The 14026-nt window shown below is 74.8% G+C and carries 11 protein-coding genes; 4 read left to right on the top strand and 7 right to left on the bottom strand.

What is annotated here, in order from left to right; translation table 11 throughout:
- Positions 1 to 80 precede the first annotated feature (80 nt).
- The 4 genes from AW27_RS21955 to AW27_RS21940 all read right to left on the bottom strand — a co-directional run bounded on the left by AW27_RS21955 (position 81) and on the right by AW27_RS21940 (position 4294).
- Positions 81 to 980 carry a LysR family transcriptional regulator gene (locus AW27_RS21955; RefSeq protein WP_037923670.1) on the bottom strand — a complete coding sequence of 300 codons (900 nt, stop codon included), beginning with the start codon at positions 978 to 980 and terminating at the stop codon, positions 81 to 83.
- A gap of 10 nt (positions 981 to 990) precedes the next feature.
- Positions 991 to 1911 (bottom strand): DMT family transporter, encoded by a 921-nt coding sequence (locus AW27_RS21950; protein WP_052031011.1) that lies wholly within the window; start codon positions 1909 to 1911, stop codon positions 991 to 993.
- A gap of 48 nt (positions 1912 to 1959) precedes the next feature.
- A complete protein-coding gene (locus AW27_RS21945) occupies positions 1960 to 2892 on the bottom strand; it encodes an EamA family transporter (RefSeq protein ID WP_037923666.1) in 933 nt (310 codons plus the stop codon).
- 64 nt (positions 2893 to 2956) lie between these two features.
- Positions 2957 to 4294, bottom strand: a complete 1338-nt coding sequence (locus tag AW27_RS21940; RefSeq protein WP_078556660.1) for an MFS transporter — start codon at positions 4292 to 4294, stop codon at positions 2957 to 2959.
- Between the two features lie 107 nt (positions 4295 to 4401).
- Between AW27_RS21940 and AW27_RS21935 the strand changes: the two genes are divergently transcribed.
- Positions 4402 to 4893: a MarR family winged helix-turn-helix transcriptional regulator gene (locus AW27_RS21935; protein WP_037923664.1), complete on the top strand. Its 492-nt coding sequence runs from the start codon at positions 4402 to 4404 to the stop codon at positions 4891 to 4893.
- Positions 4894 to 5003: 110 nt separating this feature from the next.
- On the opposite strand, the gene AW27_RS21930 is transcribed toward AW27_RS21935, so the two are convergent.
- On the bottom strand, positions 5004 to 5246 hold the full coding sequence (locus AW27_RS21930; RefSeq protein WP_030650150.1) for a hypothetical protein: 243 nt from the start codon (positions 5244 to 5246) through the stop codon (positions 5004 to 5006).
- Positions 5247 to 5266: 20 nt separating this feature from the next.
- Positions 5267 to 7273 (bottom strand): 4-alpha-glucanotransferase, encoded by a 2007-nt coding sequence (locus AW27_RS21925; protein ID WP_037923660.1) that lies wholly within the window; start codon positions 7271 to 7273, stop codon positions 5267 to 5269.
- Between the two features lie 230 nt (positions 7274 to 7503).
- Between AW27_RS21925 and AW27_RS21920 the strand changes: the two genes are divergently transcribed.
- Complete coding sequence (locus tag AW27_RS21920) at positions 7504 to 10530, top strand: glycoside hydrolase family 84 protein (protein WP_037923658.1); 3027 nt, start codon at positions 7504 to 7506, stop codon at positions 10528 to 10530.
- 145 nt (positions 10531 to 10675) lie between these two features.
- Here the strand turns inward: AW27_RS21920 and AW27_RS21915 are convergent, their stop codons facing one another.
- Entirely contained in the window at positions 10676 to 11218 is a 543-nt protein-coding gene (locus AW27_RS21915; protein WP_030650158.1) for an HNH endonuclease, read from the bottom strand.
- Between the two features lie 285 nt (positions 11219 to 11503).
- Here AW27_RS21915 and AW27_RS21910 point away from each other — a divergent pair, with 285 nt between their 5' ends.
- Together AW27_RS21910 and AW27_RS21905 are read left to right on the top strand one after the other, a co-directional pair.
- Complete coding sequence (locus tag AW27_RS21910; protein WP_370466531.1) at positions 11504 to 12586, top strand: mechanosensitive ion channel family protein; 1083 nt, start codon at positions 11504 to 11506, stop codon at positions 12584 to 12586.
- A gap of 140 nt (positions 12587 to 12726) precedes the next feature.
- Positions 12727 to 13965 (top strand): ROK family transcriptional regulator, encoded by a 1239-nt coding sequence (locus AW27_RS21905; protein WP_037923655.1) that lies wholly within the window; start codon positions 12727 to 12729, stop codon positions 13963 to 13965.
- Positions 13966 to 14026 lie beyond the last annotated feature (61 nt).

The raw sequence follows: 14026 nt of genomic DNA, 5'->3' as shown, positions 1-14026 counted from the left end.
CGGGAGCGGTGCCTCCCGCGGGGCGGTGCCTCCCGCGGGAGGCACCGGGCCCCGGGCCCGGGCGGGGCTCCGCGCAGCGGTCAGCGTGCCGCGGCGACGGCTCGCAGGGCGGCGAGGACGTGGGCGACCGCGGGGGCGGACTCGGCGCCGCGGCGGACGGCTGCGATGACGTGCCGCGTCGGCCGGTCCCGCGCCAGTACCCGCACCGCCACCCCCGAGGCCCGGCTCGACACCATCCGCGGGACCAGGGCCACGCCCATCCCCGCCTCGACCATGGCCAGGATGGCCGTCCAGCCCGACGCGGAGTGGGCCTGTTCGGGGACGAAGCCCGCCGCCTCGCACGCGCCCCGGGCGATCTCCGACCACGGTCCGCTGCCCCCGTAGATCCACGGGTCCCCGGACAGGTCGGCCAGGCGCAGGTCTCCCGCGTCCCGCAGCGGGTGCCCCGGCGGGAGCGCCACGTCCAGCGGGTCCTCCATCAGCGTGACCCGGGTGAACCTCCGGTCCCGCGCCGTCGGTGCGTGGGCGGCCAGCGACAGCGCGAGGTCCACGCCCCCGGCGGACAGCAGCTCGTAGGACTCCGCGGCCTCGGTCTCCCGCACCCTGACCTCCACCCCCGGGTGCGCCCTGCGCAGCTCCGCCACCGCCGGGACCACCAGCGCGGGCACGGCGGTGGAGAACGCGCCGACCCGTACCTCGCCGGCGTCCCCGGCGAGGTAGCCGGCCAGTTCCGCGTCGGCCCGCTCCAGCTGCGCGAACACCGCCTCCGCGTGCCGCAGCACGAGCTGGGCGGCGTCGGTGAGGCGGACCCGGCGGCCCTGTGCCTCCAGCAGGGCGACTCCCAGCTGCCGGGCGAGGTTCGTCAGCTGCTGCGAAACGGCCGAGGGCGTCATGTGCAGGGCCTCGGCCGTCGCGGTCACGGTCCCCCGTTCGGCGAGGGTCCGCAGGATCCGCAGCTTCTTGATGTCCCACTCGGTCATAAGGCCGAACCTACCGCCGGGCACTTCCCAGCCCGACCCCGCCGAGGATCAGCGCCATGCAGGCCAGCTGCTCCGGTCCGGTCGGTTCGCCCAGCAGCAGGAGCCCGAGCCCCGCCACGCAGACCGGCTGGAGGTAGTAGACGACTCCCGCGCGGGCCGGCCCGATGACCGATACCGCCTTGTTCCAGGCGAAGAAGGCGACGGCCGAGGAGAACACCCCGACGTACAGCAGCGGTCCGACGGTGCCCGGCGTCGTCTCGAAGCCGCCCTGGGCGTGCAGGGAGGCGGCGTAGGCCGGGGCCAGCATCAGCGCGCCGAGGACGAAGGTGGTGAGCAGGAAGGCCAGTCCGCCGAGTTCGGCGGGCTTGCGCCTGAGCAGTGCGCTGTAGGTGGCGAAGGAGAGGGCCGCGGCGAACATCCACAGGTCGCCGGCGGCGAAGTCGAAGCCGATCGAGCCGTCCCCGACGAGCAGCAGCACGCCGAAGGCGGCGAGCAGCATGCCGAAGGTCCTGCGGGCACCCAGGCGTTCGCCGCCGAGGCGGGCGTACAGCGCCATGATCACGGGCGAGGCGGCCATGATCGTGCCCATGTTGGAGGCCGAGGTGGTCAGTCCGGCCTGGTGCACGAGCGTGTTGTACAGGGCGACTCCGAACAGCGACGCGAGGGCGATGAAGCCCAGGTGTCGGCGGATCAGGGCGCGTTGCCGCCAGGCCTGGCGGGCGGCGAGGGGAGCGACGGTGAGCAGCGCGATGATCCAGCGCCAGAAGACCGCCTGGACGGGCGGGACGGTCCCGGCCATGCCGCGGGTGGCGACGAAGCTGCCGGACCAGACGACCGTCGCGAGCAGGGCGAGGAGGACGCCGAACCCGGCGGCACCCTTCCTGCCGGTGCTGCCGGGTTCGGCGTGCGAAACGGTACGGGCGCGGTCCATGACGGCCACTGGGTGTCTCCCCCTCGGGTCGGTGCGGTGTCGGCGGATCTACCGTCGCACCGGCCCATTGATCAGGTCCATCGAAATGTTCCGATCATTCTTTTCAGTGGATCTGAACGGTTGGTGGGTGCGGGCTGCGGCCAGTTGCCCGGCGACGGTGGCTGCGAAGGCGATCGCCATGCCGGCGAGCTGTACGGGGGTGAGCGCCTGTCCGAGGGCCGCCCAGCCGATGGCCGCCGCGGTGAGCGGGGAGAGCGGTCCGAGGAGGGTGACCGAGGTCGCGTCGAGCTGCCCGATGCCGCGGAACCAGAGCCAGTAGGCGATACCGGTGTTGATCAGCATCATGTAGCCGTAGCCGAGCAGGGCCCTGCCGTCGAGCGCGGGTGGCGCGCCTTCCACGAGGGCGGCCACCGGGATGATGACCAGGCCGCCGGCGGTGAGCTGCCAGCCGGTCATGGCGAGCGGCCCCACGCCCTCGGGCCGGCCCCAGCGCTTGGTCATCACGGTGCCCGCGGCCATGGAGGCGGAGGAGGCCACGCCCGCGACGACACCGGCCAGGTCGAGCGCAGCCTCGGCCCTGAGGACGACCATGCTCACGCCGAACGCCGCCGCGACGGCGGCCAGTACCGTACGCAGGCTCGCGCGCTCCCCGAGGACGAGGGCGGCGAGGCCGACGACGAACAGCGGACCGGCGGAGCCGAGCACGGCCGCGACCCCGCCGGGCAGCCGGTACGCGGAGAGGAACAGGAGGGGGAAGAAGGCGCCGATGTTGAGCGTGCCGAGGACGGCGGACTTCCACCACCAGTCGCCCTTGGGCAGGGTGCGGGCCAGTGCGGTCAGCAGCAGGCCCGCGGGCAGCGCCCGCATGACGCCGGTGAACAGGGGCCGGTCGGGCGGCAGCAGTTCGGACGCGACGACGTAGGTCGAGCCCCAGGAGACGGGGGCGAGGGCGGTCAGGGCGACGGTGGCGAGACGCTTCATGGCGGGTGGCTCCTCGTGCGGGCGACGAAGGCGGGACCGGGGACGCGGTTCAGGCGGACGCGGTTCAGGCGGACGCGGTGGCTGGGCGGCGGTCGGCTGCGGACGCGGCCCGAGCGGGACCGTCGGACGCGGCCGGGGGCTCGGCGTGCACGGCTTCGGCCGGCAGGTGCCGCTCCAGCCGGAGCAGCGCCAGGGCGGCGCCGAGCGCGGCGACGGTCAGAACGGCCCAGGGCAGCCGGCCGTCCACGGCGAGCAGGGCGGTGAAGAGGGAGGGGGCGAGGGCGGTGGCCAGCGAGTAGGACAGCTGGTAGGTGGCCAGGTAGCGGCCGCGGACCGGCTCGGGCGCGGCGGAGACCGACAGGGCGCCGCCGGACGGGCTGTGCACCAGCTCGCCGAGGGTGTAGACGATGACGATGACGAGGAGGGCGGCGAGGGTCGGGCCCTGGCCGGGGCGCAGGGTGCCGAGTGCGATCTGCCCCAGGAAGGCGGCGGCGAAGAGCACCGCGCCGAGGGCGGCGGAGCGGGTGCGGCGGGCGCCGGAGCGGCGGACGCGGCCCGCGACCAGGACGCCGATCCCGGCGCACAGCGCCGTGTTGAGGGTGAAGGCCGCCCCGGTGAGGGAGTCGGGGGCCGCCAGCCAGGTGGAGAGGTAGAGCGGGAAGAGCACGGAGAGGGCGGAGTAGCCCAGGGCGGTGAGGAAGTTGGCGGCGGTGAGCCCGAGGAAGGGGCGGTCGCGCAGCACCGTCCGGTAGCCGGCACCCGGCCGTCCGGCGGGGGCGGCTGCGGCCGCGGCGTTGGCGTCGGCCGGGACCGGGCGGACCCGGCCGACGAGCAGTCCGGCGAGGGCGAAGGCCGCGGAGTTGGCCCAGGCGGTGTAGGCGAAGGCGCCGGTGCCCCACAGCGCCAGGACGCCGGAGACGAGGAGGGCGCCCGCACCCATCCCGGCGTTCTGTAGGGCCCGGGTGGAGGCCTGGAGTCGGTCGCGGGCGGCGCCCAGCGCCACCTCGCCGATCAGGGACTGTTGCACGACGGAGAAGGAGCGGTCGGCGAGCGCGGTGACCAGGGCGACGGCCGCGAAGGCGGCCGGGGAGCTCGCGAAGGGGTAGAGGGCGAAGCCGAGCGCCCGGATCCCGTAGAGCACCAGGTTCACCCGCTTGGCGCCGAACCGGTCGACGGCCGAGCCGGCCAGCGGCATGAAGGCCAGTCCGGCGACGCCGGTGACCGTCATCACCAGGCCGACGAGGGTGAAGGAGAGGCCGGTGACGTGGTGGAAGAAGACGAGCGAGAAGGGGACGTACATGCCGATCCCGACCGCGCTGATCGCGATGCCGAGGAGCAGCGACCGCTCCCCCGCGACCTTCGCCTCCCCGACCTGCGACGCCTTGCCCCTGAACACTGCCATGACGACCTCTCCCCCGATTCGATTGATAGCAAGTAGCTTACCGCTAAGCTACTTTCCGTCAAGCAAGTTTCTTGCGAATGATCCGGGGGAACCGGAATACTGCGCTCATGAGTGAGGACAAGGACGCGGTCGACGCGATCACGGACCAGTGGTTCGCCGTGCGCCCCGAGCTGGACACGGTCCCCATGGCCGTGTTCGGACGCATCTACCGGATCGCCAGGGCCATGGGCGACGCGATGGAGGAGCGCTACCAGCGCTTCGGCATCTCGCGCGGGGAGTTCGACGTCGTCGGCACGCTGCGCCGTTCGGGCGCCCCGTACACGCTCTCGCCCCGTCAGCTCTCGGCGACGCTCATGCTCACCACGGGCGGCATGACCGGGCGGCTGGACAAGCTGGAGAAGGCCGGACTGCTGTCCCGCAAGCCCGATCCGCACGACCGGCGGGGGCTCCAGGTGACGATCACCGACCGCGGCCTCGCACTCGTCGACGAGGCCGTCACGGCCGGCCTGGAGGTGCAGCGCGCCGCGCTCACCGGGCTGACCGACGAGGAGGTCGCCCAGCTCACCGGCCTGCTCCGCAAGCTGCTGGCCGGTGTCTGAGGACATGACGAGGCGCCGGGGGGCGACGCACGGCCGATGTCGATCGGCGGTGCGGACCCCCGGCGCCCGGGAAGGTCACACGGCTCCGGCCCCCGCGGGGCCGAACCGGGTCAGGCCTGCTTCTTCTTCGGCCTGTCCGACTTGTCGAGGGCCATCACGAGACCCACGATGACCAGGAAGATCACGATCGGCAGGGCCACGTACAGGCCGAGCGTCTCGCCGATGCTCAGGCCCGGGCCCGGGTCGTCGCCGTCGTCGCGGGTCAGCGCGAGGGCGGGAGACGTCATCAGCAGCATCATCAGCGTCGTTCCGGCCGAGACGGCGCCGGCGCGCAGAGCGTTCTTCTTGTCCACGGTGCAAACGTAGCGAACACCTAAACGCCGCGCGCGCCCGGGGGTGCCGTACGGGGACCCGCCCCCTCCCGCACCGCGCTGAGCAGCGCGTTCGCCCGGGGCGACGCCATCAGCTCCTCCAGCGTCAGCGGCCTGCCCGCACCATCGGCGAGCGGCAGGCGCCAGTTGGGGTACTGATCCCACGTGCCCGGCAGGTTCTGCGGCCGCCGGTCCCCCACCGCGTCCGGCAGCCATACGCCCACCAGGCGCGCGGGGGTGCGCAGCAGGAAGGCGTACAGGGCCCGCACGGCGGCCTCCTCGCCCTTGGTATCGAGGCCCAGCCCGTCCAGCAGGTCCAGCCATTCGGCGGTGTCGGCGGCGTCCTCGGCCCGCTCCCGCTCGACCGGACGGGTCAGCAGGCCGAGCCGATCGCGCAGTTCCACATGGCCGCCGGCGAGCTTCGCGGCCGTCGGCGGCAGGTCGTGGGTGGTGACGGTGGCCAGGCAGTCCGCCCGCCAGGCCTGCGGGGCGAGCGGGCCCCCGCCGTCCGCCCAGTCCCGCTCGAACCACAGCACCGACGTGCCCAGCACACCGCGCCGGGCCAGCTCGCGGCGGACGTGCGGCTCCACCGTGCCCAGGTCCTCGCCGATGACCGGGCAACCGGCCCGGTGCGCCTCCAGGACCAGGACCGCCAGCATGGCCTCGCCGTCGTAGCCCACGTACGTGCCCTCGGCGGGCGGGGCCCCCTCCGGGATCCACCACAGCCGGAAGAGGCCCATGACGTGGTCGATGCGCAGGGCTCCTGCGCAGCGGAACACCCCGCGCAGCAGCGACCGGAAGGGGGCATAGCCGGTGGCGGCCAGCACGTCCGGGCGCCAGGGCGGCAGCCCCCAGTCCTGGCCGCGCGCGTTGAAGGCGTCCGGCGGGGCCCCGGCCGAGGAGCCGCGGGCGTGGAAGGCGCCGGTCACCGCGTCCGAGCCGTCGGGATGCACTCCGACGGCGAGGTCGTGCACGATGCCGACGGCCATTCCCGCCCCGCGTGCGGCTGCCTGGGCGGCAACGAGCTGGCCGTCCGTCAGCCAGACCAGCCAGCGGTGGAAGTCGGCCCGCTCCGCGGGGTCCTCGCCCGCGGCGGCCGCGCACCAGGCGGCGTGCTCGTCCAGCGCGCCGCCCTGCTCCGCCAGGAACTCCCGGTACAGCGCTTCGCGTTCGGGGGTGCGCGGGACGGCGTACAGCAGTTCCAGGGCCCGGCGCTTGAGCTCCCAGACGGAGTCCCGGTCGATGAGCGCGCCCTTCTCCAGCACCTCACGGCGCAACTGCCCGCCCTGCGCGGCGAGTTCGGCGAGCGCCTCGCGGTCGGGGCAGTCGGGGTACTCGGGCACGTCCTCGATCCGCAGGTGGACGGGGTCGGGGAAGCGGCGCGAGGACGGCCGGTAGGGGGAGGGGTCGGTCGGCGTCCCCGGCACGGCCGCGTGCAGCGGGTTGACCTGGATGAAGGCCGCGCCGTGGGTCCGGCCCGCCCAGCGGGCGAGTGCGGCGAGGTCCCCCAGGTCGCCCATGCCCCAAGAGCGTTCGGAGAGCAGCGAGTAGAGCTGGACGAGCAGCCCGTGGGCCCGCTCCGGCACGGCGGGCGCCCGGTCCGGGGCCACCACCAGGCCGGCCTCGGCACGCCGCCCGTCCGGGGCCTCGGCGTGCACCCGGTGGACCCCGAGGGGCAGTACGGGATTCCACGGCACGCTCTCGCCCGTGTCCTCCAGCACCACCCGGACGCGGGTGCCCGTCGGCAGCGCGGCCAGGGCCGGCGGCAGCGCGGGCGGTTCACCGCCCCCCTGCCAGTGCACGACGGTCGGCGGGAGCAGCCGGTCGGCCCGCTCCCGGTCGGCCCGGTCGGCCTGGGCCCGGAGGTCCTCGGGGGAGCCGGCGGCCACCCCGAGCAGGCCGAGGACCGTTCTGACGGTGGCCTCGGGGACCTCGACGGTCACGTCGGGGGCCGGCTGGTAGGCGGTGGCGATGCCGTGCAGGGTGGCGAGCCGGGCCAGGTCGTCCATGGACGGGCGCTCCTTCGTGCGCGCGGGCAGAGGGAATGAGGGTGGGTCAGAAGCGTGGAGCACCAAGGCGGGACGCCGCCGGGGGACAACGCAGCCATACCCATTCGAAGGGGCCGCATTCCTGGCAGATCCGGGGCAGATCGCCCACTCGCATTGACACTCCAGCCGCACGGGTGGTGGGCTCGGGCTCATTCGTACGAGTGGGGGACGTCTCGCGACGAGGAGGCTCTGTGCAGCTCAGGGGCAGGAAACGGTCGACGGCCGCCGCCATCGCGGTGATCGGGTCGCTGCTCGGCGGCGCCGTGGCCTCCGCGCCGCCCGGGTTCCTCGCGGGCCCCTCTCTCCCCGACGGTCCGACGGCCGCACCGGGCGCCGCCGGCGCGGCCGGCACCGCGGGTGCGGCGGGTGTCGGCACCAACGGCACGGTCGGCCCCGTGCTCGACCCCGGGGCGGACACGCCCCGCAGTGCCGCCGAGGGCCCCGCCGTGTGGCCCCGACCGCAGTCGATGGCCGCCGATCCGGCGCGTGAGGTGCCGCTCGGCAGGGAGGCCGTGCTGGTGGCTCCGGCCGACGCCGATCCGTACGCCGTCGGGGTGGTGCGCGAGGCCCTGCGCAAGGCGGGCGTGAAGACCCTGCGCGAACCCGCCCCCGGGGAGCCGCTGCCCGGTCGGGGCACCGTCGTACGGCTCCAGGACGCGGGCGCGCAGGAGGCACTGCTGGCGCTGGGCGCGACCGCGGCCACGGACCTGCCGAACGGCGGCTACCGGCTGGCCGTGGGACGGCCCGGCGGGCGGGACACGGTCGCGCTGGCCGGCGTCGGCGAGGAAGGGCTCTTCCACGCGGCGCAGACGCTGCGCCAGCTGCTCGCCGCCGGCGGCGGGAAGGTCCCCGGCGTCGTGGTGCGGGACTGGCCGGCGGCGCCGGTGCGCGGGATCACCGAGGGCTTCTACGGACAGCCGTGGAGCCACGAGCAGCGCCTGGCCCAGCTGGACTTCATGGGCCGCACCAAGCAGAACCGGCTGCTGATCGCGTCCGGCGACGATCCGTACCGCACGACGGGCTGGCGCGAGGACTACCCGAAGGAACGGCAGGAGGAGTTCCGCGCGCTGGCCGAGCGGGCCCGCGCCAACCGGGTCGTACTGGCCTGGGCCGTCACGCCGGGGCAGTCCATGTGCCTGTCGTCGGCGGCCGACCGGGCGGCGCTCGGACGCAAGCTGGACGCGATGTGGGACCTGGGCTTCCGCGCCTTCCAGGTGCAGTTCCAGGACGTCAGCTACACCGAATGGGGCTGCCGCGCGGACGTCCAGCGGTACGGGAGGGGCCCGCAGGCCGCCGCGAAGGCGCACGCGGAGGTCGCCAACGAGCTGGCCGCGCACCTGGCCTCCCGGTATCCGGGGGCGCCCGCGCTGTCGCTGCTGCCGACCGAGTACTACCAGGAGGGCGCGACGTCCTACCGGACGGCCCTGGCCCGCGGGCTCGACGCGCGGGTGGAGGTGGCCTGGACCGGCGTCGGCGTGGTGCCGCGCACGATCACCGGCCGGGAACTGGCCGGAGCGCGCTCCGCCCTGGGACAGCAGCCCCTGATCACCATGGACAACTACCCGGTCAACGACTGGGATCCGGGCCGGATCTTCCTGGGCCCGTACGCGGGACGCGAGCCGGCGGTGGCCGGCGGCTCGGCGGCGCTGCTGTCCAACGCGATGCAGCAGCCCATCCTGTCGCGCATCCCGCTGTTCACGGCGGCGGACTTCGCCTGGAACCCGCGCGGCTACCGGGCCGGCGAGTCCTGGCAGGCCGCGGTGCGCGACCTCGCGGGCTCGGACCCGCGGGAGCGCGAGGCGGTGGCGGCGCTGGCCGGGAACACCACCGCCTCCGGGCTCAAGCAGGAGGAGTCGGCGTACCTGAAGCCCCTGGTCGAGCAGTTCTGGAAAGCCAGGGCCGCCGGCGATCCGGCAGCCGGGACCGAGCTGCGCAAGGCCTTCACGGTGCTGCGCGAGGCCCCGGACCGGCTGACCGCCCTGTCGGACGAGGCCGGCCCCTGGCTGGAGCGGCTCTCGCGCTACGGCACGGCCGGCGAGCTGGCCGTGGACGTCCTGGGGGCCCAGGCCCGCGGGGACGGAGCGGCCGCCTGGCAGGCCTCCCGGGCCCTCGCCGAGGCGCGCGAGGCCCTGACCGAACCGGGACCCGCCCAGGTGGACAAGGCCGTCCTGGACCCCTTCCTGGCGAAGGCGGCGGAGGAGGCGGACGCCTGGACCGGCGTAGCCCGCACGACCGGCACGGTGACCACGGAGGCGCAGGCCTGGACGGTGCGGCTGGAGACCGCACGCCCGGTGACGGCCGTGACGGCGATGACGGATCCGCTCCCGGCGGGCTCCCGGGGCGCTGTGGTGGAGGTCCACGTACCGGGTGAGGGCTGGCGCAAGGTCGGCGATGCGGCCCCCTCGGGCTGGACCCAGATCGACACGGCGGGCCTGCGCGCGGATGCGGTGCGCCTGGCCTGGTCCGGGGCCTCGCCCGTGGTGCACCGGGTGGTCCCGTGGTTCGGCGACGGCCCTCGGGCCGGCTTCGAGCTGGCGAACGGCGGCCGGGCCGACGCCGAGATCGGCGGCGCCCCGCAGCGGGTCACCGCTCAGCTGTCCGCCCTGGGCCCGGGCGAGCTCCGCGGGCCGCTGTCGGCCCAGCCGCCGGCCGGGATCGAGGTCCGCGTCCCGCAGACCGCGGTGGTCCCGCGCGGCGGCCGGGCGTCGATACCGCTGGAGGTGGCCGTCGCCGCGAACACCCCGCCGGGGACCTACCAGGTACCGGTCGCCTTCGACGGGCAGTCGCGCACCCTGACGGTGCGGGCGGTGCCGCGCACCGGCGGACCGGATCTGCTGCGCACCGCGCGGGCGAGCTCCTCGGCGAACGAGACCGCAGCCTTCCCGGCGTCGGCGGCCGTCGACGGCTCCCCGAGCACCCGCTGGTCGTCACCGCCGGTGGACGGCGCGTGGTGGCAGGCGGAGCTCCCGGCTCCGGCCCGCGTCGGCCGGCTGGAGCTGCAGTGGCAGGACGCGTACCCCTCCGCCTACCGGGTGGAGACCTCGGCGGACGGGGTGACCTGGCGGCCGGCCGTGGCCGTCACGGGCTCCGCGGGCGGGCACGAGTCGCTCCGACTCGACGCCCCGGGCACCCGGTTCCTGCGGGTGACGTGCGAACGCCGGGCGACGCGCTACGGCTGCTCGCTCTGGTCGGCGGAGGCTTACGCGGTCACCCCGTAGCCCTGGCGGCACTCCGCCGGACCCGCGGGGCGCACGTCGGCGCCGGGGCGCGCGCCCCGGCTTCCGGGCCACGGCCCCGAACTCCGAGCCGCGAAGGCCGGCGGGGTCGGTTCCCGCCGCGCCGGCCTTCGACGGGGCGGGGCCGTCAGGAGGCGGCCACGCCGATCCCGATCCGTTCCAGGGCGTCGTCGGCCCCGTACGGCTGGAGGTAGGGCATCCACCGGGGGTCCCGGTGCCCGGTGCCGATGATGCGCCAGGCAAGGCCCGAGGGAGGGGCCGGCTGGTGGCGCAGGCGCCAGCCCAGTTCCAGCAGGTGCCGGTCGGCTTTGACGTGGTTGCAGCGCCGGCACGCCGCGACGACGTTGTCCCAGACGTGCTGTCCGCCCCGGCTGCGCGGAATGACGTGATCGACGCTGGTGGCGACGGCACCGCAGTACATGCAGCGCCCGCCGTCCCGCGCGAACAGGGCGCGCCGGGTGAGTGGAACGGGCCCCCGGTAGGGGACCCGCACGAAGCGCTTGAGCCGTACCACGCTGGGCGCGGGGACGACCCTTGTCGCGCTGTGCAGATAGGCGCCGGATTCCTCCAGGGAGACCGCTTTGTTCTCCAGGACGAGGACGAGCGCGCGGCGGAGCGGTACGACGCCGAGGGGCTCGTACGACGCGTTGAGGACCAGGACGTGCGGCACGGACTGCCTCCTTGTACGTCGGCGGCGCGTGGCTCGCGCCGGGACGATCTGCTCTCCAGTCTCTCCTTACGGCTGGTCGAAGCGCCACCACTCGCCCGTAACGGGTCCGAGGTGTTTTCGACCACAGTCAGTCATCCCCGGGTGAGTCCTGTCTCTCCCTCGAACATGGCGCCGAGGTGACGGGGTTGCCCCGTTAGTGTGGTTGGTCTGCCCGCGCAACCGCCCCCGGACCTCGTCCGGGGGGACACCCCGGACGGGCAGACCGCACATCTGGAGGTTCCTGTCGTGCCCTGGCCCGCCGTTCTGCTGCCGCTGGCAGCCGATGTCCCGGACACGCCCGCTTCGGTCAAGGAGGCGCAGGAGAGCGTCACCGAGGCCGCGAGCTTCATCGAGCAGAACTGGGCCACCTGGCTGAGCATCGGTCTGCGGATCCTGCTGATCGTCGTGATAGCGGCCGTGATCCGCTCCGCGGTCCGCAAGGCGCTGACCAAGCTCATAAACCGGATGAACAGCAGTGCCGAGGCGGTCGAGGGCACCGCCCTCGGCGGGCTGCTGGTCAACGCCGAGCGGCGGCGCCAGCGGTCCGAGGCGATCGGCTCCGTGCTGCGGTCGGTGGCCTCCTTCCTGATCCTGGGCACGGCCGCGCTGATGGTCCTGGCCGCCCTGAAGATCGACCTGGCCCCGCTGCTGGCCAGTGCCGGTGTGGCCGGTGTCGCGATCGGTTTCGGCGCCCGCAACCTGGTGACGGACTTCCTCTCCGGCGTCTTCATGATCATGGAGGACCAGTACGGCGTGGGCGACAAGATCGACGCCGGGGTGGCCTCCGGCGAGGTCATCGAGGTCGGCCTGCGGGTGACCAAGCTGCGCGGCGACAACGGCGAGATCTGGTACGTGCGCAACGGCGAGATCAAGCGGATCGGCAACCTCAGCCAGGGGTGGGCGACCGCGTCCGTGGCCGTCCAGGTCAAGCCCACGGAGAACCTGGCGCGGATCCGCGAGGTGGTCCAGCAGGTCGCCGACTCGATGGCGAAGGAGTCCCCCTGGGACGAGCGCCTGTGGGGCCCGGTGGAGGTGCTCGGACTGGACGAGGTGCTGCTCGCCTCCATGACGGTGAAGGTGTCCGCGAAGACGATGCCGGGCAAGCAGTTCGCGGTGGAGCGGGAGCTGCGCTGGCGGATCAAGGAGGCCTTCGACACCGCGGGCATCCGGATCATCGGCGGCGCCCCGGCCGCGGACGAGGAGGAAGGGGCCCCGGCGGACCCGACGGCCTCCGTCGCCGCGCCGTCCGCGCTGGCCAACCCCATCTCCCCGCAGTCCCTGGCCACCGCCCCGATCCCGCCGCCGGCCGGCCCGCGGATCACCAAGTAGCGGCCCGGTCCGCTTCCGCCCGCGCTGCCCCGCGGGGCGTGTCCGTACGGACACAGCCCGCGGGGCAGCGGCATTGACACGGCCGGAACAGTGACAGGAAACTTACCTGACAGATATCTCCGCTGAGGGAGAGCCCCCGCATGCCCGCCGCCACGCCCGGAACACCCAGCCTGTTGCGCGCCATGAACGACCGGGCCGCACTCGACCTCCTGCTGGCGCACGGCCCGCTGTCCCGGACCCGCATCGGGCAGCTGACCGGACTGTCCAAGCCCACCGCCTCCCAACTGCTGGCCCGCCTGGAGGCAGCCGGACTCGTCGTGGCCACCGGCACCGACGGAGGCCGCCCCGGCCCCAGCGCCCAGCTCTACGCGATCAACCCGCGGGCCGCCCACGTGGGCGGAATCGACGTCACCCCGGGGCGCGTCCTGGCCGCCGTCGCGGACCTGACCGGGACCGTGATCGCGACCCACGAAGTCCCCTACGCGGAGGGCGCGAACGCCGTCGAGCAGGTGACCGAGGCGCTGGGCGGGGCCGTCGGGAACGCCGGGCTGAACCCCCGCGACCTGCACCGCGTGGTCATCGGCACACCGGGCGCCTTCGACCCGCGGACCGGCCGGCTGCGCTACGCCCGCCACCTCCCCGGCTGGCACTCCCCGACTCTCCTCGACGACCTGGCCGCGGCCCTACCGGTGCCCGTCGACTACGAGAACGACGTCAACCTCGCCGCCGTCGCCGAGCAGCGCTTGGGCGCCGCCCGCGGGCACGAAGACTTCGTCCTGCTCTGGAACGAGGAAGGGCTCGGCGCCGCGCTGGTCTTCGGCGGCAGGCTGCACCGCGGCTGGACCGGCGGCGCGGGCGAGGTGGGCTTCCTCCCGGTGCCGGGCCGCCCCCTGGTCCGGCAGGTCACCCGGGCCAACTCCGGCGGCTACCAGGAGCTCGCCGGTGTGGCGGGGCTGCCCCGCCTCGCCGCGGAACTGGGCGTCGCGACGGCGCCCGGCCCGGCCGCGCACCCGCCGGATGGCCAGGACGCCGGCCCGCACAGCCCGGAGGTCGCCGCCGCCGTCGCACTGCTCGCGCGGGCCGCCGCCGCGCCCGAGGGGGCGCATCTGCGCCTCCTCCAGCGGTACGCCACCGCCCTGGCCACGGGTCTCGCCTCGCTGGTCTCCGTACTGGACCCGGAGGTCGTGGTCCTGGCGGGGGCCGCGATCGGCGCGGGCGGTGAACCGCTGCGCGAGCTGCTGGAGGCCGAGCTCGCCGAACTGGCCCCCTCCCGGCCCCGGCTGGTCCCGAGCGAGGTCCTCCAGCAGCCCGTCCTGCGCGGCGCGCTGGAGAGCGCGCTGGCCGCCACCCGGAACGAGGTCTTCGACACCTCGCGCTGAACCCGCACCCCTGCGCCCGCTCCCCCACCACGCTCCGCCTGCACCCCCGCCAGCCCCACCG

Origin of the sequence: Streptomyces sp. PCS3-D2, from assembly GCF_000612545.2 — a bacterium.
In the GTDB taxonomy this organism is placed as follows: Bacteria; Actinomycetota; Actinomycetes; order Streptomycetales; family Streptomycetaceae; genus Streptomyces.
Note: the sequence above shows the minus strand (reverse complement) of the source record. Positions and strands in the feature narration are given on the sequence as shown.